Source organism: endosymbiont of Bathymodiolus septemdierum str. Myojin knoll, assembly GCF_001547755.1.
Classification (GTDB): Bacteria; Pseudomonadota; Gammaproteobacteria; order PS1; family Pseudothioglobaceae; genus Thiodubiliella.
The window spans coordinates 900,802-924,880 of record NZ_AP013042.1 but is presented as its reverse complement, the minus strand read 5'-3'; the positions used below and the strand labels follow the sequence as shown (position 1 = coordinate 924,880).

The window sequence follows — 24,079 nt, the reverse complement described above, 5'->3', positions numbered from 1 at the left end:
ATGTAAAGTGTTAAATTTTAGACTAAAATAGAGGTTTTCTCAAAGCCTTTTTTGACCCAAATTGGATACAGCACAGCAAATATTAGATTTGATTGCGCCTTTTGTTGCAGAGGGTAGGATATTACCCCGTACTTACGCACAAATTAGCGACAATATCGCGGATTTTGTCATATTAGAGCAATCTGGTATTGTGATTGCCTGTGCAGGCTTAAAAAATTGCCAAGAGGGTGGTATGGGGGAAATTTATGCACTTGCTGTGTCAAAAAATATGCAAAATCAAGGTATTTCGGATAAACTAATGGTTAAAGTAATGCAAAAGGCAAAAGTTGATAATTTCTCTAAAATTTTTGCCTTGTCGAAGCACAATGCACTTTGGTTTTTAAAGCAAGGTTTTGTGCAAATGGAAATAAGTGAATTGCCAAAAAACAGGCAAAAATTATTTGACCATCAGCGTAATTCGTCTATCTTTTTTAAAGGAATAACCAATGCAAATTAAAGACCGTATAAGGGGTTATTTACCCGTTGTTATTGATATTGAAACTGCAGGTTTTAATGCACAGACCGATGCAATGCTCGAAATTTGTGCGATTACAATTGGCGTCAATGAAAAGGGTGTTTTTTACCCAAAAAAACCTAAACATTTTCATATAACTCCTTTTAAAGGGAGCGTGTTAGAGGCATCAGCCCTTAAATTCAATGGTATTGATGTGGACAATCCTCTGCGTATGGCAGTGAGCGAAAAATCGGCATTGAGTGAAATTTTTCAATCCGTTCGTACCGAAGTAAAGACAGAAGAGTGCACCCGTGCTATCCTAGTTGGGCATAATGCTTTTTTTGATTTGGGATTTTTATATGCAGCTGGCAATCGCTCAAAATTAAAAAATCCATTTCATCAATTTTCAACCATTGACACCGTTAGTCTTTCTGCTTTGTATTATGGGGAGACGGTATTGGCAAAAGCGATGCGCGTGGCAAATATTGAATGGGACGATGCCAGTGCACATTCGGCGTTATATGACACACAAAAAACAGCAGAACTTTTTTGTCAAATATTTAATGCTCAGCAATATTCTTAGCGGTTTTTTCAGTCCAGTCTTTTATTTCTTTAATCAATACACTCGCCGATTTACCTTCAACAGAAATCGGCTTACCGATAACAACAGTAATCGTGCCTGATTGTTTAATAAAACTACCTTTAGCCCATAATATACCTGCATTGTGACATACAGGTGAAATGTCACAGTTGGCTTTTTTAGCAATAGCAACCCCTCCCTTTTGGTATTCACCAAGTTGCCCATAAGGTTGACGAGTGCCCTCTGGAAATATCACGATAAAAATACCTTTAGAAACTCGATCAGCACCTTGTTTGATAACTTTTCTCAATGCTTTTAACTTCTCGCCACGATTGATAATAACGGGTTTGAGAAGTGCCAACCCCCAACCAAATACAGGAATTAATAGTAATTCTTGTTTTAATACCCAGGTTTGATGTGGATAAATGGTTTGCAGGGCGATGGTTTCCCAGGTAGATTGATGGTTAGAGATAATTACACAGGGCGTTGTTGGGATGTTTTCTTTACCAATGAGTTTGAGTTTAATGTTGAGCGTAATGCGTAACCACCAAATGCAAAACTTAGACCAATTCACTAAAAGACCGTAACGCACCTTGATTGGCATGAAGAATAATGGTATTGAAATAACAACCAACACAATTAAAACAAGTGCCGACCCTAAAAAGTAAAGCAGAGATCTTAAAAATAGCATTGGTATGTGGTTATAATTTACGAACTTAAGATTTTAATGATTTTTATGGCAATTAACACGCTTCTTTTTGATTTAGACGGTACACTGATTGATACTGCACCTGATTTGGCGTTCGCATTAAATACTTTACTGTTGGAAAATGGTATGCCAGAAAAACCCTATGCAGATATCAAACCGTTAGTGGCATTTGGCGGAAAAACCTTGGTAAGTATGGGTTTTGACTGCGATGAGTTGCACCCTAAGTTTGACAGTAGGCACCAAAGATTGCTGCAGATTTACACCGATAATATCGATAAATACGCAAAAACTTTTGAGGGTATTGACGATTTATTGGGTGTTATAAAGGCAAAAGGCTTGCTTTGGGGTATTGTTACCAATAAGCCTGAAAATTTAACCCATTTATTGTTAGATAAAATGGATATCAAACCTGATGTTATTGTTTGTGGTGATACACTAGAGCATAACAAGCCGCATCCTGCGCCGCTACTTTATGCTTGTGCAAGATTGGCAGTTGACCCAGTATCGTGTTTGTTTATTGGCGATGATAAAAATGATATGTTAGCAGGTAAAAATGCAGGCATCAAAACTGTGGCAGTGGCTTATGGCTACGGGAAAGTGACAGATGATTGGAATTATGATTATTTGGTTGAGCATCCGCAGGATATACAGGAGTTGATTTAATGGAAATATTATTAGGGATATTGCTAGGGCTTGCAATCGGCGCAAGTGTTGTATTTTTTCGTTTTGGAAAATTCAAAGATAAGTTCATGCAGTTGTCCACTGAAAAAGCGCAGTTAATAACAAAATTAGAAGAGCAAGCCAAAACCTTTGATTTTATGCAAAGTTCAAAAGAACAAATGGATCGGACTTTTGAAAAGATTTCTGCGGTAGTGCTAAAGAAAGACAGCCAAAATTTAAGTGAAAAAAATGCTGATTTACTCAATCCACTTAAAATCCAAATTGAAGAATTCCGTAAAAAAATGGAAGGACTTTCCGTTGATCAAGCCAAGGATAGAAGCGCATTGGAGCAACAAATAAAGGCATTGGCAGATGCGCATAAAAACACATTGGAAGGTACGGAAAAACTTACCAATGCACTGACTTATGATAACAAGCAGCAGGGCGATTGGGGTGAAATGATTTTAGAGTCAATTTTGAAGGATTCTGGACTTAAAAAAAATGAGCAATATCACATACAGGTAACCTTAAAAGATGAAGAGGGTAAGAATTCAAGACCCGATGTAATTGTGCATTTACCCGATGGTAAAGATATTATTATTGATTCCAAGGTATCACTTAAAGATTATCAAAACTATGTTTCAGGTGATACAGATGCGATTAATGCACACATTAAATCGATTGATAATCACATTAAAAATATCTCACTTAAATCCTATGAAAATTTAGAAGGGGTAAATACCTTGGACTATATTTTTGTGTTCTTCCCGATTGAAGCATCGCTATTAGTGGCGTTAGAGAAAAAGCCAAATTTGTTTAATGACGCCTTAAAGAAAAATGTTGCCCTGGTGTCACCTTCAACGCTAATGATGAGCCTTAAAACCGTGCATCATATTTGGAACACAGAAAGGCAAAATAAGAATACTGAAGAAATTGTGCGTCAAGCAGGGGCAATGTATGACAAGGTTTCTGGGTTTATTAAATCAATGGATGATATGGAAAAACACTTAAATAAAGCCAAAGACAGTTATGATACAGCGAGAAATAGATTGTCAGACGGCAAGGGCAGTATCTTGAGTGTTGCAGGTAAATTAAAAACCTTAGGTGTTACTTCAAAAAAGGAGATTAAAGAATGAATATTCCAACCAATTATAAAATCATAGGTAATGAATTAACAGACAAAATTATTCTTGTTACTGGTGCCAATCGTGGCTTTGGTAGAGCAATGACGCTAGATTTAGCCAAAGCGGGTGCCACCGTCATTATGTTGGGGCGTGATTTAGCCTCGCTTGAAGCGGTATATGACGAAGTGACGGATGCAGGTTATCAAGAGCCGATGCTTTACCCTTTAGATTTAGAGGGTGCAACGCCTGAGCATTATGAGCAATTGCAAGCAGATTTATTGACAAATTTTGGTCATTTGGATGGATTAATTCACAATGCGGGTATTATCGGCACAATGATGCCGATTGAACAATATGATATCAAACTTTGGTATTCGGTGATGCAAATCAATGTTAATGCCGTGTTTATGCTTACGCAAGCACTAATCCCCGTGTTGAATAAATCCAAAGATGCAAGAGTGTTGTTTTTATCTTCCTCAGTAGGGCGTGATGCCCGAGCTTATTGGGGTGCTTATGGGGTAAGTAAATTTGCCATTGAAGGATTAAGCAAAACCCTCTCAGAAGAGTTGGAAAAAACCAATATTCGTGTTAATTCGCTAGATCCAGGACGCATGAGAACTGAGATGAGACGCACAGCTTATCCTGCGGAAAATGCGGATAAAAACCCATTGCCAGAGAACAAATCTTTGGCAATCGTTTATCTAATGAGCGAGACTGCAGAGGGGATAAATGGCGAGCAACTATCGTTGTAAGTCCGCAGTAAGGTGCGGATGAATGGTCTTTAAAATTGCTTTAAATACTGCCTCATTACCAGCGACAACATTACCTGTTTCTAGGTATTTATCCCTACCTGAAAAATCGCCAATGTAACCACCTGCCTCTTTGACAATTAATGCGCCAGCAGCAATGTCCCAGATATTGAGTTCAATTTCCCAAAATCCGTCCATTCTGCCCGCTGCTAACCAAGCCAAATCTAATGCAGCAGAGCCTGCACGACGAATGCCAGATACTTGTGGATGGATGGCTTTGAACATATCTAAGTAAGCATCTAAATGCTGTGGTGCTTTGAACGGGAAACCAGTACCAATGAGTGTATTTTCAAAACCTCGGGTACTGGTCATGCGAATTCTTTGCTCGTTCAAATAAGCGCCATCGCCTTTTGAAGCGGTAAATAATTCTTCTTTGAATGGGTCATAAACGACAGCGTGTCTGGCTTCATTATCAATATATAAAGCAATTGAAACCGAATACTGCGGGAACCCGTGTAAATAGTTAGTGGTGCCGTCTAATGGGTCAATAATCCACTGAAAGCGGTCGTCGCCTAAAATCTCGCCATTTTCTTCACCTAAAATCGAATGATCGGGAAAAGCGTATTTCAACTCGTCTATAATAGCATCTTCGGCAGCCTTGTCCACTTCGGAAACAAAGTCATTGGCTGCTTTATTTTCAATCGTTAGCAAGTCAATTTGATTGTGGTATCTTAAAATGATGTCACCGGCTTTGCGAGCGGCTTTGATGGCGATATTAAGCGTAGGATGCATAAAAATAGACAAAATGACAAAAGAAACAAATTATACCTTTGATAGTGTACGAATAGTAATGGTTAATACCACGGAACCTGGGAATATTGGCGCGGCAGCCCGCGCAATGAAAAACATGAATTTATCGCGGTTGTATTTGGTCAATCCAAGAGGTTATCCGTCCGCCGTTGCTACTGCCAGAGCAAGTGGTGCAGACGATGTGTTATCTCAAGCTGTTGTTTGTAATTCTCTAGAGGAGGCTTTACAAGGTACACACCTCGTCATCGGTGCCAGTGCCCGTCAACGCAATATAAAATGGCGACAAATGGATGTGGTTAGTGCTTGTGCTGAAATTAAACAAACCACCGGCATTAAGGGGCAAGAAGTGGCTGTTGTATTCGGTACAGAAAAATTTGGCTTAACCAATGAAGAGTTAGATTTGTGTCAAATCCTAATGACCATCCCTGGTAACCCTAATTACTTTTCACTTAATGTCGCCTCTGCCATTCAAGTTTTCGCTTATCAAAATTATGTCTATAACACCACGACAGAATTTGAAAAAAGTGAAAATGTATTGGCCAGTTATCAGGAGTTAGAAGGTTTCTACGCACACTTTTCTCAAGTATTAGAGTATATTGAATACTTTGAAGATAAGCGTCCAAAGGCTTTATTAATGCGGCGATTGCGGCGATTTTTCGGTAGAGCAGAGCCTGAAAAAGAAGAAGTGGCAATTTTTAGAGGGATCCTTAGAAACATCAAACCTTATTTAAAGTAAGGTTATAATTATTTAGATGTAAGAAGTAATAATTGCAAAGGTATTTTGATGATATGTTTTATTAAAACTTGTATTGTGTCCGCCCAACTCTTAAATAGTGGAAGTTATAATAATGCAACTTTAACTACAGTTGTTGACAGTAATAATGTTGTTCATGATATTTCAACATTTTACAAAGTCCAAAATAATCAATTTAACTTGAGAGGTTATTTGATATTTAATTCAAATACTAGAGTTGATTTGTATTTTGACAGTGGGTTAAAATCTCAGAAGCGAAACAGGAGCAAGGCGCTAATAGCAGGGGTAACACAATTAGTGATTACCAGTAATAATAGCCACATAAGTTTTGGTGTATCTACAAAATTTGGCGGCAAAACAACCGAAGTTGCGTGTACAGACGATAGCGGAACGGGCAGGCAATTTTTTTGTGATAATTTAGCTACATTAGAGCCATTTACACAGCCTAAGAACAATGTAAATACAAAGGTTGAGCTTAAATATAGGTATAAATTTTAATTAGGTTATTTGTATGAGCATGAAGATATTAATCACAATGGGAATAATAGGGTCGGTATTGTTAACTGGCTGTGGCGGCGGGTCAAAAAAGGTTATAGATACAACAGGGTTTGACAAAACCGAGGGGATTGCAGATTCTAAAAAAGGAGTGATTTATCTACAGGAATTCTTGACAGCGAATAGCGCTAGTCAAGACACAGTAGCCGACTTATATACAAGGCTTAATATTCCTGGCGTGGAGCAGGCGCATAAAGATGGTTGGACAGGCAAAGGAAAGACCGTTAGTATTCTCGATGTTTTTAATAGTAGTGAGGATCATGGCAGGATTGTTAGTGATATTGTCTATGTAACAGCCCCAGGCATAACAAGAAATGAATTTAATCTTGGGGCTTTGGATGATTCTGCTAAAAATTTAAAAACTATGTCCTCTAATGTAATAACAACCTCATCAGGATATTCACCGTCATCGTTGTTATCTGACTCGAATCTTAATAAGTATGTTGAGGGGCTGATAGTAGATTTTAAAGCTTCTGACGCCCTTATAACAGTGGCAGCACAACATAGTAATTGGAGTGGGACTCGAGACGATAGTCCAGGTAGAACAGGTCGCGGTGGATTTGTCAATTGCCCAAATGACGCCGCTATGACAGTAGAGAAATGCAACGGCTGGGCGGTAAAAGGCTTTAATTCAAATAATTTAATTTATGTTGGCGAGGTTGACAGTAACAACAAGATTCCACCGTGGTCCAATCAAGCTGGAGCAGCTCATAAAAATCAATTTATCGTTACTTCGTCTGACTACATAACAGTTGATAGCGATGGGGGTGCACACGGCAATTCATTTTCCACGCCTAGGGTTGCTGGTGCTGGTGCATTAACTCGCCATAAATTTCCAAATCTTAGCGGCTCCCAGACAGCCACGATAATTTTGAATACAGCCGATGATTTAGGTGTAGAAGGTGTGGACGATGTTTATGGGCATGGGAAACTAAATATAGGTGCCGCACTAGCGCCAATTGGTAGTTTGCACTAAAGTGTAACTTTAAAGTTTTAAAAAGTGATAAAAAAAAGCCCGATTTCTCGGGCTTTTTTTTGTTCGTTAGTTACTAAGTCAATTGATCAATTTATTCATGCGTTTTACAAACTCAGCAGGGTCTTTTAATTGCCCACCTTCGCTTAATAGCGCCTGATCAAACAACACATTTACCAAATCCTCATCAACTTTAGTTTTGAGTTTTTTAACTAAAGGGTGTTTTGGATTGATTTCAAGAATTGGCTTGGTATCAGGCACATCTTGACCGAGTGATTTCATAATACGCTCCATGTTACCACCCATTTCATTTTCATCAGCAATAAGGCAAGAAGGGGATTCGCTCAAGCGAGAAGATACTTTAATTTCCTTGACTTGCGCATCAAGAATTTTTTGCATATCTTTAATGACTTTCTCAAAGTCTTTAGCTACTTTTTCTTTTTCCTTTTTGTCTTCTTTAGAGTCTAAATCTTCTAAGTCACCTTTGGCAATTGATTTAAGCGGAATACCGTCAAATTCTCCAAAATTACTTACCATCCACTCGTCCACACGGTCAGATAACAATAAAACTTCAATGTCTTTCTTGTTGAATACCTCCAAATGTGGTGAGCCTTTGGCAGCTTCATAAGTCTCAGCAGTGATGTAGTAAATTGCCTTTTGGTCTTTTTGCATGCTTTTGACATAACATTCAAGCGTTGCAGTTTGCGTAGCATTGTCGCTTTTATTAGTTGCAAAACGCAGTAATTTAGCGATTTTATCTTTATTGGAAAAATCCTCAACTACGCCTTCTTTCATCACCATGCCAAATTCTTTCCAAAAAGTTGCATATTTTTCAGGCTTATTTTTTGCCATTTTTTCCAATTCTTTAAGAATGCGGCTAACAGATGCTTTGCGAATCGTATCGACAACTTTACTGCCCTGTAAAATCTCACGCGAAACATTCAGGGATAGGTCAGCTGTATCAATCACACCCTTGACGAATCGCAAATAAAGGGGCATTAATTCTTCGTTATCTTCCATAACAAAGACGCGTTTTGCATACAACTTAATCCCACCTTTGCGTTTTGGCTCCCACATATCAAAAGGCGCTTTAGAGGGTATGTAAAGTAGAGAAGTGTAGTTAAGATTACCCTCAACCTTGTTATGCAATTGCGTCAATGGCGCCTCAAAATCAAAAGTCAATGACTTGTAAAATTCATCATAATCCTTTTGCTTTAAATCAGCTTTGTCCTGTGCCCAAAACGCATTCGCCTTATTTACTGCTTCATATTCAATATCATCACTCTTTTCTGAGTGCTTAACCATCATAATCGGTACGGTAATGTGGTCAGAATATTTACTAATAATACCTCGCAGACGCTGTTCGTCTAAAAACTCAGCCTCATCGTCTTTAATGTGCAACACAATCTTAGTACCAAAATCAGGGCAATCCACTTTCTCAATAGAGTATTTACCTTTGCCAGCTGAAGTCCATTGTATGCCTTTTTTACCTTTAGCACCTGCTTTCCTTGTTATTAGTGTTACCTTATCGGCTACAATAAATGCTGAATAAAAGCCCACGCCGAACTGACCAATTAAATTAGAATCCTGTGCTTGCTTCTCGTTCATTCCTTTTAAGAATTTTTTAGTACCAGAATTCGCAATAGTGCCAATATTTTTATTGACTTCCGATTCTGTCATGCCAATACCGTTATCAGTAATGGTAATGGTCTTTTTGGCTTTATCGACTTCAACAAAAACGGATAAATCTTCCTTACCTTCCACCATTGTATCGTTAGAAAGTGACTCAAACTTCAATTTATCAATCGCATCAGATGCGTTAGAAATCAACTCACGCAAAAAAATCTCCTTATTTGAGTATAAAGAGTGAATCATTAAGTCTAACAATTGAGAGACTTCCGTCTGAAAAGTATGTGTTTGTTTTTCTGCCATTTTTTAACTCCATGTTGTGCGTAAAATACCTAAATATAGACAAAACACAAAAATTCAAGCATCTATGCAAGAAAATATTAATGATTTTATTTCCTACCTTGATATTGAGCGTAATTATGCGCTAAATACTCAGCGGGCATATGCAAAAGACTTGTACCAATTATTGGATTTTTTACAACAACAACACATTCAACAGTGGGCGGAGGTTACTATAGAGCACTTGAATGCCTTAATTATAAATCTACGCAGTCATAATAATAGTGCTCGCAGTATTCGTCGCCATTTGTCTTCTGTGCGTGGTTTTTTCACCTATTTAGTCAATCACGATATCATTCTAAATAATTGTTCGGTGGGGTTGCGGTCGCCCAAAATTGATAAAAATTTACCCAAAACTCTGGACTACAATCAAATAGAATTACTATTAAGACTGCAGTCTAAAAGCGCAATAGAACTGCGTAATATTGCTATTATTGAAGTGATTTATTCGTGCGCACTTAGGGTGTCAGAACTGGTAGGTTTAAATGTGAACAACATTGACTTTGAAGGGGGTTTTTTGCAAGTGATGGGCAAAGGTTCAAAGATGCGTCACACGCCCTTGGGTAAAGCCGCACAAAAGGCACTCAGTCGTTATTTGCAAAAAACAGGGATTGTCATGGGTGCTTTATTCTTAAACAATAAAGGGCAACGAATGAGTGTTAGGGCGATTGAGCTAATGATTAAGAAACGGGCATTAAGCGTTGGCATTAAAGTCAATGTCTACCCTCATATGCTTCGCCACACAGCTGCCACACATTTTTTGCAGTCTAGTCACGACTTATGCTCTGTGCAAGATTTTTTAGGGCATGAGAGTATTAAATCCACACAAGTCTACACCCATCTTGATTTTTTAGAGTTAAGCAAGGTTTATGATAAATGTCATCCGAGGGCAAAAAAATGAATTTCAAAACTCGATTAACTGCCAAAATCCTTACAATGGGCGGCGTCGTTAGCATTCCAACGGACACTATTCAAGGCTTGACTTGCTTGCCAAAATGTCAGCAATCCATACAAAAAATACTGCGACTCAAACGCCGTAGTCCCGAAAAAGGCATTATCCTACTTGCCAGTGATACTGACTTGCTTACATCGTTTGTGCAAGACGCCGATTTACTTGAAAAAATTCAGCCTCAGCGGTATCCAACCACCTATTTGCTTAAAGCCAACAATGCCGTTTCATCGTTAATCACAGGTAAATTTGATACCGTTGGCGTTCGTATTACCGATGATCCGCTTATCGTCTATTTATGCAAAAAATGTAACAGTGCTTTGCTTTCCACTAGTGCTAATATTAGTGGCAAGCAGGCTGTCGATAGCGCGCTCAAATTAAATATTGATTTTCAACAACAATTGGATTTTATCCTTACACAAAACAAGGATAATGGTCAGGCTTCACGAATTATTAATTTACACACGGGAGAGCGATTAAGATGATTAACCAAGTTAAACAGTATTTACTTAGCTTACAGGCTGATATTTGTGAACAATTAGAGGCGGTTGACGGCAGTGCGTTGTTCATCAAAGACAAATGGAAAAAACCCAATGGTAAAGGTGATGGGCTGACTAGAGTGTTGACAAATGGCACAGTTTTTGAACAAGCTGGCGTCAATTATTCCATTGTCCATGGTAACAATATGCCTGCTTCTGCCACCGCTCTTAGACCCGAATTAGCAGGGCGTAGTTTTACTGCATTAGGGGTTTCACTTGTTATCCACCCGCTTAATCCTTATGTTCCAACTTCCCATGCTAATGTGCGTTTTTTCATCGCTGAAAAGGACGGCGAAGATCCAATTTGGTGGTTTGGCGGTGGTTTTGATTTAACCCCGTATTACGGCTTTGACGAAGATTGTATCGCTTGGCATCAAAGTGCCAAAGATGCTTGCGACCCTTTTGGCGTTGACACTTACGCTAAATATAAACAATGGTGTGATGATTATTTTTATCTAAAACATCGTGATGAGCAACGCGGTATTGGCGGATTGTTCTTTGATGATCTCAATGAAGGTAGTTTTGAAGACTGTTTTGCTTTTATGCAAAGCGTTGGCAATAGCTATATCAAAGCCTATCGTCCAATTGTTGAAAAACGCAAAGATACGCCTTACACCGACCAGCAGCGCCAATTTCAACTTTATCGCCGTGGTCGGTATGTCGAATTTAATCTTGTCTATGATCGTGGCACCTTGTTCGGACTGCAAACCGATGGTCGTACAGAGTCCATTTTAATGTCATTGCCACCGTTAGTACGCTGGGAGTATCAGTACAAGGTTGAGCCTAATAGTGAGGAAGAAAGGCTTTGCAGTTATTTTCTTAAGCCGAAAAATTGGCTGGCATTATGACAACTCATCAGATAGATGTTAAACGCCTGCTTTGTCCAATGCCTGTTATTCGTCTTGGTGAAACTATTGAAAAAATTAAAGCAGGAGATATTATTGAAATGATAGCAACAGACCCTGGTGTTCTTCACGACATCCCCGCCTGGTGCAAGGTTCACGGACATAAAGTACTTAAAATTGATGGAAAATACGACAAGATTGTTTTACTTGTGGAGAAAATAGGGTAGAATTGTTGACTGTTTTTGCTTGTAATGACGCAAGCCAGTTGACAAAGATTGTCAGTAAATTTATTTAAAAAATAGGAGAAAACTATGTCTGCAAAAGATGTAATGAATATGATAAAAGACAATGAGGTAAAATTTATTGACTTTCGTTTTACTGACACAATTGGCAAGGAGCAACATGTGAGTGTTCCTGCACATACCATTGATGCTGAAAAATTAGAAGAGGGGCAAATGTTTGACGGCTCCTCAATCGCTGGATGGAAGCCAATTAATGAATCTGATATGATCCTCAAACCGGATACAACAACAGCAGTTTTAGACCCATTTACTCAAGAGTCTACGCTTAACATTACCTGTGATGTTATTGAGTCAAATGATATGAAAGGCTATGAAAAAGACCCTCGCTCTATTGCTAAAAGAGCTGAAGCTTATTTAAATGAAACGGGGGTTGGTGATACCGCTTATTTTGGTAATGAGCCAGAATTTTTTGTTTTTGACAGTGTTAAATGGGACACAGGTTTTGGCTTAGGAAAGGCTTTTTATGAAATCCATTCTGAAGAAGCCGATTGGGAATCTGGTTCTGATTTTGAAGGTGGCAACAAAGGGCACCGACCTAGAATTAAAGGCGGCTATTTCCCAGTGCCACCGGTGGACTCATTACATGATTTACGCGCAGAAATGTGTTTGGCTATTGAAGAAATGGGTGTTACAACCGAAGTACATCATCACGAAGTAGGCACAGCTGGACAATGTGAAATTGGTGCTTTATTTAACACGCTAGTGAAAAAAGCAGACGAAACCCAAATTCTTAAATACTGTATTCACAATGTTGCCCATATGTACGGCAAAACAGCAACCTTTATGCCTAAGCCGATTGCGGTTGATAATGGCAATGGTATGCATGTTCATCAGTCAATCTCTAAAGACGGTAAAAATTTATTTGATGGAGGCGAATATGGTCAATTAAGTCAAATGGCACTTTATTATATTGGTGGTATTATCAAGCATGCGAGAGCGTTAAATGCCTTTACCAATTCTTCAACTAACTCTTACAAGCGTTTGGTGCCAGGATTTGAAGCGCCTGAAATGTTGGCTTATTCAGCTAAAAACCGTTCTGCCGCTATTCGCATCCCTTTTGTTTCTAGCCCAAAAGGTCGTCGTATAGAAGTTCGTTTCCCTGACCCAACAGCCAATCCATATTTAGCGTTCTCTGCAATGTTAATGGCGGGCCTTGATGGTATTAAGAATAAAATTGACCCAGGTAAGCCAGGAGATGAGGATCTGTATGAATTGTCTGAAGCGGAAAAAGCTAAGATTCCTAAGGTTTGTGGGTCACTTGACCAGGCATTAGAGGCATTGGATGCAGACCGTGAATTCTTAAAAGCAGGCGGCGTGTTTACTGATAATGTGATCGATTCATTTATTGAACTTAAAATGGAGGAGGTAACAGCATTGCGTGCTTCACCTCATCCTGTTGAGTTTGATATGTATTACAGTTGTTAATTGGTAATATCTAAAATAAAAAAAACCGTGCAATTGCACGGTTTTTTTGCATTTGAAGTATAGTAAAATATCGCACTATGACAAAATTAAAAAACGATTGGACATTGGCAGAGGTTGAGGCATTATTTGCTTTGCCTTTTAACGACCTGTTATTTAAAGCGCATACGATACACAGAGGTAATTTTGACCCTAATGCTGTCCAAGTTAGTTCTTTGCTGAATATTAAGACAGGTGCTTGTCCAGAGGACTGCTCGTACTGCTCACAGAGTTCTAAATACGATACAGGCTTAGAGCGCGAGAAGTTGATGGAAATTGACATGGTGCTTAAAGAGGCAAAAACTGCACAAGATAATGGTGCAACGCGTTTTTGTATGGGGGCTGCATGGCGTAATCCGACAGACAAGAGTTTGGACAAAGTCATTCCGATGATTCAAGGTGTTAAAGCAATGGGTATGGAAACTTGCGTGACTTTGGGTATGCTGACGCAGGCGCAGGCATTTACACTGAAAGAAGCGGGGTTGGATTACTATAATCACAACATTGATACCTCGGAAGAGAACTATTCTAATGTGATTACTACGCGTAATTTTCAAGATAGATTGGACACCTTAGAATCGGTGCAAAATGCCGACATTCATGTTTGTAGTGGTGGTATTTTAGGTTTAGGAGAAGGGCAATCTGACCGTGCATCCATGTTGCGTTCGTTGGCAAATCTTGAAAAACACCCTGATTCTGTGCCACTCAATCTTTTGGTGCCAATCCCAGGTACGCCTTTTGAAAAAGTTACGCCACCAAGTGAAACCGAATTCGTCCGTACTATTGCAGTAGCCCGTATTATGATGCCGAAATCTGTGGTGCGTTTGTCAGCAGGTCGCACGGAAATGGGTGAAGCAATGCAAGCGATGTGTTTCTTTGCAGGGGCAAATTCTATCTTTTACGGCGAACAATTATTGACAACGAGTAATCCAGATACCAATGCAGATCAAATGCTATTTAAAAAGTTAGGCATTAATCGACAGTCAGTAAGTACGCACTGATTTCAGTTGCTGCGTTAGGTTTTGCCAGTTTCTTGGCATTTTGTGACATGGTTTGAATGCTGTCTGCGTCCAAATTAAGCAGTATTTCTTCTAGCCCCTCAAGGGTTAACTTCTTTTGCTCAATCAGAATTCCCGCCCTGTGGTCGGCTAAAATCTTAGCATTGTAAAATTGATGATTGTCAATTGCATGTGGCAAAGGAATCAAGATACTCGGCTTCGCCGCCAACATTAACTCCGACACTGTCATTGCGCCCGCACGACATAGCACCACATCTGCCCAAGCATAAGCACTAGCCATATCATCAATAAATGCCACTATTTTTGCATTTTTATTGCTGTATTGGACTTGGACAGTGTCCAAATGCTGTTTTCCTGTTTGATGCCAGATATTAATGTCAATAGTGAGCTTGCTAACGATGTCGTTAATGGGTTTTGAGCCTAAACTACCGCCAACAATTAATAAATTCAGTTTTTCACCTTTTTTATGATTATTCTTTGGTTGAAATACCACGGGATTACCTGAAGTAATAATACTATTATCGGAAAATGCACCATCAAAAGCTTGAAATGTCTGCGTGGCAAGTTTTGATAGACTCTTGTTGGTTGTGCCAAGGATGGCGTTTTGTTCGTGAATAATGAGCGGTTTGCGTAATAGCCAAGCCACTAAGCCACCAATGCCTGAGGCAAATCCACCCATGCCTAAAACCGCATCGGGTTTGACGCGTATAAACACAGCAAAAGTTTGTAATACGGCAAGCGAGAGTAAGAAGGGTGCTTTAGTAAGGCTGAGTAATTTTTTACCCCGTAAACCCACGGCGCTAACCGTATGTAGCTTAATATTATGTTTAGGCACAAGGCTGTTTTCCATGCCTTTTTTAGTGCCTAACCATTCAACCTTAACCGAGTGTTGCGCCAACGCTTTTGCAATTGCCAATGCAGGAAATATATGGCCACCTGTACCACCTGCCATAATAAGAATGGTTTTATTTTTAGACATAATATCTCCGTTTTGAGGATTCCGTTCTGTTTTCCAAATCAATTCTTAATAAAATTGCCATAGAAACGAGTATCAATATCATACTAGATCCCCCATAACTAACCAAAGGCAAAGTAAAGCCTTTAGGTGGAATAAGCCCAAGATTCATGGAGATATTGACGCTAAATTGCATACTTAACCAGGTGCAGATGCCAAAACCGACATAAGAACTGTATCTACGGTCATCTTTAAGCGCCTCTCTGGCAATTTTAAAACCTCTGAGAATAATGTAAGTAAAGGTAAGTAGAACGAAACCCATGCCGATAATCCCCGTTTCTTCACCGATAATTGCAAAAATCATATCGGTATGGGGCTCAGGTAGTTTGGTGTATTTTTGAATGCCATTGCCCAAGCCCACACCAGTCCAATCCCCTCTAGCAATACCAATGAGCGCTTGTTTGGTCTGCCATACTTTATCAGAATGATTAAGCCATAAGTCTTCTCGCCAAAAGGCGGTAAAACGATCCACTCGATTTTGGTTTGTGGAAATAATCCCAATAATCAATAGACTAAGAATGCCACCAGTGGCAATCAACTGCTTTAAGTAAACCCCTGCTACCAGCAACATAATTAGTATTGTTGCAACGACAATGATGGTTGCACCATAATCAGGCTCAATAATCAACAATACGCTTGGAATAGCAATAATAAACAAGGCTTTAATGAAACCGAGCCACGGGTGTCTTAAATCCTCCTCTTGCTCAACTAAAAAGCCTGCGGTAAATAAAATAATCACAAGTTTTAAGATTTCAGAAGGCTGTAAATTAAAACCGCCTAAGGGAATCCAGCGTGTAGAACCGTTAATGGTTTTCCCCAAAGGGGTAATGACAACAATCAATAATATCAGCGTGAGTAAAATAAGCCAATAACGATTTTCTTTATAAAAAGACAAGGGTGTTTTAAGTGTAAAAATTCCAGCCACTATGCCAACCACAATAAAACCTAATTGCATAAAAGCTTTATTGTAGATACCAAAGTGCCCAATTGATGCGGAAGACGACATTATCCAGCCAAAAATCACTAATGACATTATGGCAAATAGTAATTTTTTATCAGGAACCTGACCCGTTTTATCAAATATTTTTAAGAAAGCAAACATAATTTTACAAGTGAATAATTTGAGTGCTATTTATACCTTATATTATAATCCTTATGGGATAATGTGCGTTTTGTAAAAACAACGATAAAATTATGATATCTACCGCCAATATCACCATGCAATTCGGTGAAAAACCTTTATTTGAAAATATTTCTATTAAATTTTCTGACGGCAATCGTTATGGCTTGATTGGTGCCAATGGTTGCGGCAAATCAACCTTTATGAAAATTTTAACTGGCGAATTAACACCAACCCATGGCACTGTTAGTATTAGTGATGGTGAGCGATTGGGTATTTTGCGTCAAGACCAGTTTGCTTATGAAGAATATCGAGTGGTGGATGCCGTGATTATGGGGCACGAAAAACTTTGGCAAGTAAAGCAAGAAAGAGAGCGTATTTATGCTTTGGCAGAAATGAGTGAAAAAGATGGCACCAAAGTTGCAGAATTAGAAATGGAATTTGCTGAAATGGATGGTTATATGGCAGAATCTTCTGCCAGTGAGTTATTACTAGGTTTGGATATTCCCGAGGATCAGCACTATAATCTAATGAGTGAGATTGCACCAGGTTGGAAATTGCGTGTGTTATTAGCGCAAGCACTGTTCTCTGATCCTGAAATTTTGTTACTTGATGAGCCAACCAACAACTTGGACATTGATTCAATTCGCTGGTTAGAGGGTGTGTTGAAAGTTCGTAAAGCCACAATGGTCATTATTTCTCACGATAGGCATTTCTTAAACGGTGTTTGCACCCATATGTCAGACTTAGATTATGGCGCATTAAAAACCTTCCCAGGGAACTATGATGACTTTATGATTGCTGCCACTGCCATTCAAGAGAAAATGCAGTCAGATAACGCCAAGAAAGAGGCAAAAATGAAGGAGCTTAAACACTTCGTCTCGCGTTTTTCTGCCAATGCCTCTAAATCTAAACAGGCAACTTCTCGTCTTAAGCAATTAGACAAAATTGTGTTAGATGACATGCGTCCATCCTCCCGTGTTAGCCCTTATATTAATTTCAGACAAGACAAAGCCTTGCACCGTAATATTATTGAAGTAGAGGGGTTAAATAAAAGTTTTGATGGTGTGGAAGTTTTAAAAGACATTCACTTTCTTTTTGAAGTCGGAGAACGCATTGCCATTATCGGTCAAAATGGTACCGGTAAAACCACGCTACTACGCACCTTGGTCGGCGAAATCGAAGCTGACAAGGGTAAGATTAAGTGGAGTGAGAATGTTAATATTGGCTATTACGCACAGGATCATAGTGACGACTTTGCAGAAGACATAACGGTCTTAGATTGGATGGCACAATTTAAAACTCCAAAGCAAGACATTCAAGATATGCGCTCTGTTCTTGGGAAAATGCTATTTGGTAAGGATGATATTGAAAAAAGTGTTAAATCTCTTTCTGGTGGTGAAAAAGGCAGGATGTTATTTGGCAAACTTATGTTACAAAATCCAAATGTTTTAGTTATGGATGAGCCAACCAACCACCTTGATATGGAGTCTATTGAAGCACTTAATCTTGCGTTAGAGAATTATGAAGGGACATTGATATTCGTCAGCCATGATAGAGAGTTTGTTTCATCACTATCCACTAAAATTATAGAACTTACAGAAAATGATGCTATTTATTATGCGGGTAATTACGAAGATTATTTAAAGTCTCAAAGGTAAAGTTAATTATTATGTCAGAATCAAAAGGCGAATGCATTTTCTATAGAGGTGAGAAGATAGAGATAGATAAGAATGGTCGCGTACCAATAGAAGGTCAACAATACCTAGTGATAAATTCCTTAACAGAATGTCGCGACCGCTTTGAAAAAACAAAAGATGAGGGGTTTAAGTTTTTAGATAGCATAAGTATAAGCAAGAAAAATCTTGATGAAAGATGTGTCTTTGAAAGATGTGTCTTTAATTTTGAGATATCTTTAACTGATGATGATTTTACTTCTTCGGGTTTGTTTATTTTCTGTAATAATATTTTTTTAAAAGAAGTAACAATAAAGAGGAGTTATTTGATTTCTGGTGAGTTCGATAAAACCACAAGCATATATTCTCGTGAACAGTTTAATGAAAAACCAAATATTCCAAATTTTGCTTTTTGGAATACAAAATTTGAAGATGAGTGTTTAATAGAATTTGACCACAAAGAAAATGACTTATCGTTTATTTTTAACTGGTGTCATTTTTCTAAAAAACTTAAAATCAGAAATAGCGAACATAGAGCACAACTACCAGGCGGAACAGATTTTGAAAAATATGAAATTGTTCAAGAAACAAAATTACACCTTAATAAATTACATTTAATAGATTGCTCTGCTAATGATGGGGTGTATTTAAGAATTGGCTTTGTTAGTGTTAAGGATTTTGTTTTATCAAATTTAAAACTCCCACAAAACGCAGAATTAAATATTGGAGATTGTCATTTTGAAAATTTTAAACTTACAAATTTTAGAAATATAGGAAAGTTTAGACTTTATAAAATCAATATTCTTAATATATCTCATGATTATTTTGAAAATACTTATCAAAAAGACGAAACAAGCGACAATAAAAAATTTCAAATTGATAATACTTCCATCGGGAAAACTGATTTTCAAAGTGTTAACATAGGTTCATTTAATGAGGTAGTAATATTTGATAATATTTTTACTGAAATTGACTATACAAATCTTATTTGGGGTGATAAAGATATAGGGGTTGAGCAAACTACCGGCGATGAAAATGAATTAGAGAAAAAACAAGATACCTATAGAATCTTAAAAAATGTAGCATCAAGGAATAACGACCAACCCCAAGCGATAAAATTCTTTGCTAAAGAAATGGATTATCATTACCAAATAGTAAAGAACAATCAAGAATACTCGTTATCAGATAGAGCAACTTTACGCTTCAATAAATATACTAATGATTTTGCTTTAGACCTTTTTCTCCCTCTAAAGTGGTTGCTATTTTTCTCTATTTTTCTTTATATTTTTCTTTTGTATCTCTTGCCTATATCGGATTTAAGTGTAAATGTTTTAGATGATTTGAGTAAATTTTTCGCTAGATTTTTTATATTTTTAAATCCATCACATAAAGTGAAGGATGTGTTTGGTGGTGATTGGAGCGGTCTGACTTACGCAATAGATTTTATTTTTAGAATTATTGAAGGTTTACTTGTTTACCAAACTATTCAAGCATTCAGAAAATATAGCAGAAAATTATGAATAATCCAATTTTAACAATTATTGCAGGCGTTAACGGATCAGGGAAGACAACCTTTGCTCTGGATTATTTTAAAGACAGTCAAACAACTTTTATTAACGCAGATTTAATTGCTACAGGGTTTTCACCTAATAACCCTGATTTATCTCAATTTAGAGCAGGAAAATTAATGTTGATTGAGATTGAAAAATGCATTAAAAATAGAAAAAATTTTGCAATTGAAACAACTTTAGCGAGCAAGAACTATATTAAACTTATTAATAGACTAAAACAAAATAACTGGCGAGTACAAATGCTTTATCTGTATTTACCCAATGTTAATTTATCTATTGATAGAGTTGCAGAAAGGGTTAAAAATGGCGGGCATAATATTAGGCTTGAAGATATTAAGAGAAGATATAATAGAAGTATTGAGAATTTGATAAATGATTATTTTTTGGTGACCGATAGTATTATTTGTATTGGTAACGAAAATCACAGTGAATTAATCTTTAACAAAAATAAAGACAATCTCACTGTTTACAATCAAAGCATAATGGATGAAATTTTGAGGGTTAAAAATGTTAAACGATAGAGAAGTCCTAATGTCAATGAAAAAGAGCGTCAATAAGGCTTTAGCCATTAAAAAAGCGTTAGGGCAGTATGCCGTTATTTGGGATAAAAAAGCTAAAAAAGTGGTCAAGATTAAAACGCAAGATTTACCAGAATATACCTACAAAGACTAATGAACACCTTAAAATTAGCACTAACGCATTTAAAGTTAAAAAATGGTTTTGATTCGGCTGCAGTGTTGTCATTTTCAACTTTGTTTGCGATTGTGCCAACGCTTACTTTGGTTTTTAGTGTGTTCTCTTTATCGCCTTATTTTTCTGACTTACAACAATATCTAGAAATTTTTTTGTTTGAGCAGTTGTTACCCAAAAATTATGAAGTAATCAGTCAGTATATCCATCAATTTATTGCGAGTGCGCAAAAGCTTAAAGGTGTTAGTATTGTGTTTCTGATATTGGCGGCATTTTTCTTATTTCGTCAAGTGGATCATCGCATTAATTCAGTGTGGGGGGCGAGAAAAAAACGCCATTTTGGATTGGGCTTATTAAAGTATTTACTGGTGCTGGTTTTGGGTCCGTTGTTCTTAGCCGGATCTTTGTTTGTAAGCTCATATTTGAGCGCCTCAAAACTCTTTATATTTGTGCCGATGGGCGGTATTTTTATTTCTAGTTTGCCTATTATCCTTTCGGCAATCGGACTGGGTTTATTGTATTACTTCATTCCAAGTGAAAAAATTACTGTGAAGAATGCACTAAAATCTGGGTTTATTACTGCCTTTTTTTTAGAAATTTTAAAATCTATTTTGCTTATCTATATTAATTATTTCCCCTTGTATGAATTGATTTATGGCGCGTTATCAATGCTATTGCTGTTTATGCTTTGGGTTTATTTTTCTTGGGTATTGGTGTTGTTTGGTGCCAGTATGAGTTTTTGTTTATATCAAAAACAAGAGCAATAGATGTTTACAGGTATCATACAGGCCATCGGTCAGGTTAAAATCAAAACCACGCACAAAAAAGGTGTAGTGTTCACTTTTTTATCTGTTGATTTAGATTTTGACACTGTTGCTATTGGTGACAGTATTGCTGTCAGTGGCGTATGTTTAACGGTGATTGATCTAGACAGTGATGGCTTTAAGGCGGATGTGTCACAGGAAACGCTGGATTGCTCTATTTTAGGCGATCTGTCGGTTGGCAATAATGTTAACCTTGAAAAATCATTGCGCATTAATCAAGGCATTGACGGTCATATAGTTAGCGGACATGTAGATGGACGGGGGGAAGTGGTAGATAAGGTAACCGAAGGTAAATCTACGCGTTTTAAAATTAGCGTATCGCAGTCTTTGGTAAAATACATTGCTAGAAAAGGATCAATTACCGTGAATGGTGTGAGTTTGACAGTGAACAACATTAATGAGAATGTATTTGACATTAATGTTGTGCCACACACACTGATGGCAACGACGCTAGTGCAACTGAATATAGGGGATGTGGTGAATATTGAAGTTGATATGATTGCCCGCCATCTTGAACAATTATTAAATAATAAATAACGACAATGAGAAATAAAGCCAGTATTGAAGCGATATTAGAGGATTATAAGCAAGGTAAGATGATTATTTTGATGGACGACGAGGATCGCGAAAATGAAGGCGATTTAATCATCCCTGCAGCGACTTGCACCAAGGAAGATATTAATTTTATGGCGACCCATGGTCGTGGTTTGATTTGTTTAACTTTGACTCAGGAGCGCTGTCAGCGCTTAAATTTACCGCTGATGGTGGCGCAGAATAATGATGTGAACGGTACTAATTTTACGGTTTCTATTGAAGCTGTGAAGGGTGTTACCACGGGTATTTCCGCAGCAGACAGGGCGAAAACTGTGTTAGATGCTGTTGCACCAAATGCCAAGCCATCTGACATTGTCCAGCCTGGACATATTTTTCCACTAATGGCGCAGCCAGGTGGTGTGTTGATTCGCCCAGGGCATACCGAGGCAGGCTGTGATTTAGCACGCCTTGCAGGATTAGAGCCTGCATCGGTAATTGTTGAGATTTTAAATGAAGATGGTTCTATGGCGCGTCGTGATGACCTTGAGGACTTTGCTGAAAAGCATCAAATCAAATGGGGGACCATCGAAGACTTGATTTCTTATCGTATTGAAAATGAAAAAACCATTGAACGCATTAATGAACGCGCGTTTGAAACAGAATATGGTACATTCAAATTGCTATCATTCCTTGATAGCATTCACAATGAAACACATTTAGCCTTAGTTAAAGGTGATATCACTGATGGTAGTGAAACCTGTGTACGCGTCCACATGGAAGACATTTTTAAAGATGTGCTAAAAGAAAATTCAAAGGGTTTTAGTGTTGACGAAGCCTTAAAGTACATTGCCGAAGATGGCACGGGTGTATTCTTATTATTAAGAAAGCAAACAGATGTTTCTATCGTGCAGCACATTGATGAGTCGGGTAAAGAGCCTATTGATGACATTAAGACTTATGGTGTTGGTGCGCAAATCTTATCGGATCTCGGTGTTAAAAAAATGAAAATCTTAGGCAACCCAAGAAAACTTCATGCCCTTAAAGGTTTTGGCTTAGAGGTAGTTGAATATATTAATACAAGTAAATAAGGAATAGGTATGGATTTTAAATTTGATAAAGACGCAAATGGTAATTTTTTAGCCAACAGCAAGGTTGCAATTATCGTTGGTTATTTCTACCAAGAAATTGGCGATAAATTATTGACAGCAGCACAAGAAACGCTTGCTAAATATGGTATCAAGTTAGACAATGTTGATGTTTTTTATGTGCCAGGTGCGTTTGAAATTCCTTTAATGGCTAAGACATTAGCAAGCGCTGGAAAATACCAAGGTATTGTTACTTTGGGTGCGGTAATTAATGGTGAAACCCCACATTTTGACTTTGTTTGCAATGAATGTGCACGCGGTATTGCCGATGTATCTTACCAGTATGGAGTGCCAACCACATTCGGCGTATTAACCACCAGTAATATGGCGCAAACCATCGGCAGAGCAGGGGGTTACAAGGGTAACAAAGGCGAAGAAGCTACTATGGCAATGATTGAAATGCTTTATCTAATGAAACAGGTGGAGGTATAAATGTCATTCACCACGCCAAAGCACCGCTCCAGAGAGCGTGTTGTGCAAGCCTTGTACCAGTATTCCGTATCAGGTGGGGAAGTGTTGCAAATTGAGCAACAATTTATCAATCAAAAAAATGGCAAGATATCCAAAGCCTTTTTTTCCAACTTGTTCCTTAACATTATGAAAAGTCGCACAGAATTAGATGCGTTAATTGCCCCAACCATCAGTCGCGATACTGAAGAGCTAGGCACTGTTGAACATGCCATTCTTTATCTTGGTACGTACGAACTCAAAAATAGCATTGAGATCCCCTACAAGGTCGTTATTAACGAAGCCCTAGAGGTCGCTAAAACCTACGGTGCAGAGGGTGCATATAAACTTATTAACGCCTCATTAGATAAACTGGCACAATCTCTTAGAAAAATTGAGGTTAACGCATGAACATGAAATATATCGTTCTGCTAATTGTCATTGCTTTATTTGCGGGTAGTTATATTACGCTGAGTAGCATGTATAAAGGTGGGCAAGGTAAAGGCGCTGAAAGTGTTAAAGTAACAGTAATGAAAATTCAATCAAGCAAAAACCGCAGTTAGTTTT

At 38.0% G+C, this 24,079-nt stretch carries 29 protein-coding genes; 24 read left to right on the top strand and 5 right to left on the bottom strand.

What is annotated here, in order from left to right; translation table 11 throughout:
- The first annotated feature begins 61 nt into the window (after positions 1–61).
- Both BSEPE_RS04945 and rnt read left to right on the top strand, forming a co-directional pair.
- Positions 62–496, top strand: a complete 435-nt coding sequence (locus BSEPE_RS04945; protein WP_066044696.1) for a GNAT family N-acetyltransferase — start codon at positions 62–64, stop codon at positions 494–496.
- Positions 486–1,076, top strand: coding sequence for a ribonuclease T (gene rnt / locus BSEPE_RS04940; RefSeq protein ID WP_066044694.1), 591 nt, complete (start codon positions 486–488; stop codon positions 1,074–1,076). Before BSEPE_RS04945 ends, rnt begins: the two co-directional genes overlap by 11 nt.
- Here the strand turns inward: rnt and BSEPE_RS04935 are convergent.
- On the bottom strand, positions 1,054–1,764 hold the full coding sequence (locus BSEPE_RS04935) for a lysophospholipid acyltransferase family protein (RefSeq protein WP_066044693.1): 711 nt from the start codon (positions 1,762–1,764) through the stop codon (positions 1,054–1,056). The genes rnt and BSEPE_RS04935 overlap by 23 nt on opposite strands.
- Positions 1,765–1,809: 45 nt before the next feature.
- On the opposite strand from BSEPE_RS04935, the gene BSEPE_RS04930 reads away from it, so the two are divergent.
- Genes BSEPE_RS04930 through BSEPE_RS04920 form a run of 3 tightly spaced genes read left to right on the top strand, consistent with a single transcriptional unit; the run spans position 1,810 to position 4,318 of the window.
- Positions 1,810–2,445 (top strand): HAD family hydrolase, encoded by a 636-nt coding sequence (locus BSEPE_RS04930; RefSeq protein ID WP_162262087.1) that lies wholly within the window; start codon positions 1,810–1,812, stop codon positions 2,443–2,445.
- Positions 2,445–3,578: a DNA recombination protein RmuC gene (locus tag BSEPE_RS04925; RefSeq protein WP_066044691.1), complete on the top strand. Its 1,134-nt coding sequence runs from the start codon at positions 2,445–2,447 to the stop codon at positions 3,576–3,578. The genes BSEPE_RS04930 and BSEPE_RS04925 overlap by 1 nt, the downstream gene beginning before the upstream one ends.
- Positions 3,575–4,318 carry a YciK family oxidoreductase gene (locus BSEPE_RS04920; protein ID WP_066044689.1) on the top strand — a complete coding sequence of 248 codons (744 nt, stop codon included), beginning with the start codon at positions 3,575–3,577 and terminating at the stop codon, positions 4,316–4,318. Before BSEPE_RS04925 ends, BSEPE_RS04920 begins: the two co-directional genes overlap by 4 nt.
- On the opposite strand, the gene BSEPE_RS04915 is transcribed toward BSEPE_RS04920, so the two are convergent.
- Entirely contained in the window at positions 4,307–5,107 is an 801-nt protein-coding gene (locus BSEPE_RS04915) for an inositol monophosphatase family protein (protein ID WP_066044687.1), read from the bottom strand. The two genes, BSEPE_RS04920 and BSEPE_RS04915, sit on opposite strands and share 12 nt — an antisense overlap.
- Positions 5,108–5,120: 13 nt before the next feature.
- Here BSEPE_RS04915 and BSEPE_RS04910 point away from each other — a divergent pair, with 13 nt between their 5' ends.
- The 3 genes from BSEPE_RS04910 to BSEPE_RS04900 are packed head-to-tail and all read left to right on the top strand — an operon-like array spanning position 5,121 to position 7,410.
- Positions 5,121–5,861 carry an RNA methyltransferase gene (locus BSEPE_RS04910; RefSeq protein WP_408065652.1) on the top strand — a complete coding sequence of 247 codons (741 nt, stop codon included), beginning with the start codon at positions 5,121–5,123 and terminating at the stop codon, positions 5,859–5,861.
- A gap of 48 nt (positions 5,862–5,909) precedes the next feature.
- A complete protein-coding gene (locus BSEPE_RS04905) occupies positions 5,910–6,377 on the top strand; it encodes a hypothetical protein (protein WP_066044685.1) in 468 nt (155 codons plus the stop codon).
- A 13-nt stretch (positions 6,378–6,390) separates the two neighbouring features.
- Positions 6,391–7,410, top strand: a complete 1,020-nt coding sequence (locus tag BSEPE_RS04900) for a S8 family serine peptidase (RefSeq protein WP_083502982.1) — start codon at positions 6,391–6,393, stop codon at positions 7,408–7,410.
- 78 nt (positions 7,411–7,488) lie between these two features.
- Here the strand turns inward: BSEPE_RS04900 and htpG are convergent, their stop codons facing one another.
- Positions 7,489–9,339 (bottom strand): molecular chaperone HtpG, encoded by a 1,851-nt coding sequence (htpG, locus tag BSEPE_RS04895; RefSeq protein ID WP_066044681.1) that lies wholly within the window; start codon positions 9,337–9,339, stop codon positions 7,489–7,491.
- Between the two features lie 64 nt (positions 9,340–9,403).
- On the opposite strand from htpG, the gene BSEPE_RS04890 reads away from it, so the two are divergent.
- The 6 genes from BSEPE_RS04890 (at position 9,404) to bioB (ending at position 14,472) form a co-directional block, all read left to right on the top strand.
- Complete coding sequence (locus tag BSEPE_RS04890) at positions 9,404–10,276, top strand: tyrosine recombinase XerC (protein ID WP_066044679.1); 873 nt, start codon at positions 9,404–9,406, stop codon at positions 10,274–10,276.
- Positions 10,273–10,809: an L-threonylcarbamoyladenylate synthase gene (locus BSEPE_RS04885; protein ID WP_066044677.1), complete on the top strand. Its 537-nt coding sequence runs from the start codon at positions 10,273–10,275 to the stop codon at positions 10,807–10,809. Before BSEPE_RS04890 ends, BSEPE_RS04885 begins: the two co-directional genes overlap by 4 nt.
- Entirely contained in the window at positions 10,806–11,711 is a 906-nt protein-coding gene (gene hemF, locus BSEPE_RS04880) for an oxygen-dependent coproporphyrinogen oxidase (protein ID WP_066044675.1), read from the top strand. Before BSEPE_RS04885 ends, hemF begins: the two co-directional genes overlap by 4 nt.
- Entirely contained in the window at positions 11,708–11,935 is a 228-nt protein-coding gene (locus BSEPE_RS04875; RefSeq protein ID WP_066044674.1) for a sulfurtransferase TusA family protein, read from the top strand. The genes hemF and BSEPE_RS04875 overlap by 4 nt, the downstream gene beginning before the upstream one ends.
- 84 nt (positions 11,936–12,019) lie before the next feature.
- Positions 12,020–13,435: a type I glutamate--ammonia ligase gene (gene glnA, locus BSEPE_RS04870; RefSeq protein ID WP_066044671.1), complete on the top strand. Its 1,416-nt coding sequence runs from the start codon at positions 12,020–12,022 to the stop codon at positions 13,433–13,435.
- Positions 13,436–13,512: 77 nt separating this feature from the next.
- Positions 13,513–14,472 (top strand): biotin synthase BioB, encoded by a 960-nt coding sequence (bioB, locus tag BSEPE_RS04865; protein WP_066044669.1) that lies wholly within the window; start codon positions 13,513–13,515, stop codon positions 14,470–14,472.
- Here the strand turns inward: bioB and murG are convergent.
- Together murG and BSEPE_RS04855 are read right to left on the bottom strand one after the other, a co-directional pair.
- Positions 14,444–15,469, bottom strand: a complete 1,026-nt coding sequence (murG, locus tag BSEPE_RS04860) for an undecaprenyldiphospho-muramoylpentapeptide beta-N-acetylglucosaminyltransferase (protein WP_066044666.1) — start codon at positions 15,467–15,469, stop codon at positions 14,444–14,446. The genes bioB and murG overlap by 29 nt on opposite strands.
- Positions 15,462–16,607: an FtsW/RodA/SpoVE family cell cycle protein gene (locus tag BSEPE_RS04855; protein ID WP_066044664.1), complete on the bottom strand. Its 1,146-nt coding sequence runs from the start codon at positions 16,605–16,607 to the stop codon at positions 15,462–15,464. Before BSEPE_RS04855 ends, murG begins: the two co-directional genes overlap by 8 nt.
- 92 nt (positions 16,608–16,699) lie before the next feature.
- On the opposite strand from BSEPE_RS04855, the gene BSEPE_RS04850 reads away from it, so the two are divergent.
- The 10 genes from BSEPE_RS04850 to BSEPE_RS08025 are packed head-to-tail and all read left to right on the top strand — an operon-like array spanning position 16,700 to position 24,075.
- Positions 16,700–18,286: an ABC-F family ATPase gene (locus tag BSEPE_RS04850; RefSeq protein WP_066044662.1), complete on the top strand. Its 1,587-nt coding sequence runs from the start codon at positions 16,700–16,702 to the stop codon at positions 18,284–18,286.
- Between the two features lie 11 nt (positions 18,287–18,297).
- Complete coding sequence (locus BSEPE_RS04845) at positions 18,298–19,821, top strand: hypothetical protein (RefSeq protein ID WP_066044660.1); 1,524 nt, start codon at positions 18,298–18,300, stop codon at positions 19,819–19,821.
- A complete protein-coding gene (locus tag BSEPE_RS04840) occupies positions 19,818–20,393 on the top strand; it encodes a zeta toxin family protein (RefSeq protein WP_066044658.1) in 576 nt (191 codons plus the stop codon). Before BSEPE_RS04845 ends, BSEPE_RS04840 begins: the two co-directional genes overlap by 4 nt.
- Positions 20,380–20,544, top strand: a complete 165-nt coding sequence (locus BSEPE_RS08030) for a hypothetical protein (protein WP_157059389.1) — start codon at positions 20,380–20,382, stop codon at positions 20,542–20,544. Before BSEPE_RS04840 ends, BSEPE_RS08030 begins: the two co-directional genes overlap by 14 nt.
- On the top strand, positions 20,544–21,329 hold the full coding sequence (locus BSEPE_RS04835) for a YihY family inner membrane protein (protein WP_066044656.1): 786 nt from the start codon (positions 20,544–20,546) through the stop codon (positions 21,327–21,329). Before BSEPE_RS08030 ends, BSEPE_RS04835 begins: the two co-directional genes overlap by 1 nt.
- Entirely contained in the window at positions 21,330–21,923 is a 594-nt protein-coding gene (locus tag BSEPE_RS04830; RefSeq protein ID WP_066044654.1) for a riboflavin synthase, read from the top strand. It begins immediately after the preceding gene.
- A gap of 5 nt (positions 21,924–21,928) precedes the next feature.
- On the top strand, positions 21,929–23,008 hold the full coding sequence (gene ribBA / locus BSEPE_RS04825; RefSeq protein ID WP_066044651.1) for a bifunctional 3,4-dihydroxy-2-butanone-4-phosphate synthase/GTP cyclohydrolase II: 1,080 nt from the start codon (positions 21,929–21,931) through the stop codon (positions 23,006–23,008).
- Positions 23,009–23,017: 9 nt separating this feature from the next.
- On the top strand, positions 23,018–23,497 hold the full coding sequence (gene ribH, locus BSEPE_RS04820; protein ID WP_066044649.1) for a 6,7-dimethyl-8-ribityllumazine synthase: 480 nt from the start codon (positions 23,018–23,020) through the stop codon (positions 23,495–23,497).
- Positions 23,498–23,923 carry a transcription antitermination factor NusB gene (nusB, locus tag BSEPE_RS04815; protein WP_066044647.1) on the top strand — a complete coding sequence of 142 codons (426 nt, stop codon included), beginning with the start codon at positions 23,498–23,500 and terminating at the stop codon, positions 23,921–23,923.
- Positions 23,920–24,075 (top strand): hypothetical protein, encoded by a 156-nt coding sequence (locus BSEPE_RS08025; RefSeq protein WP_157059388.1) that lies wholly within the window; start codon positions 23,920–23,922, stop codon positions 24,073–24,075. Before nusB ends, BSEPE_RS08025 begins: the two co-directional genes overlap by 4 nt.
- Positions 24,076–24,079: the final 4 nt, after the last annotated feature.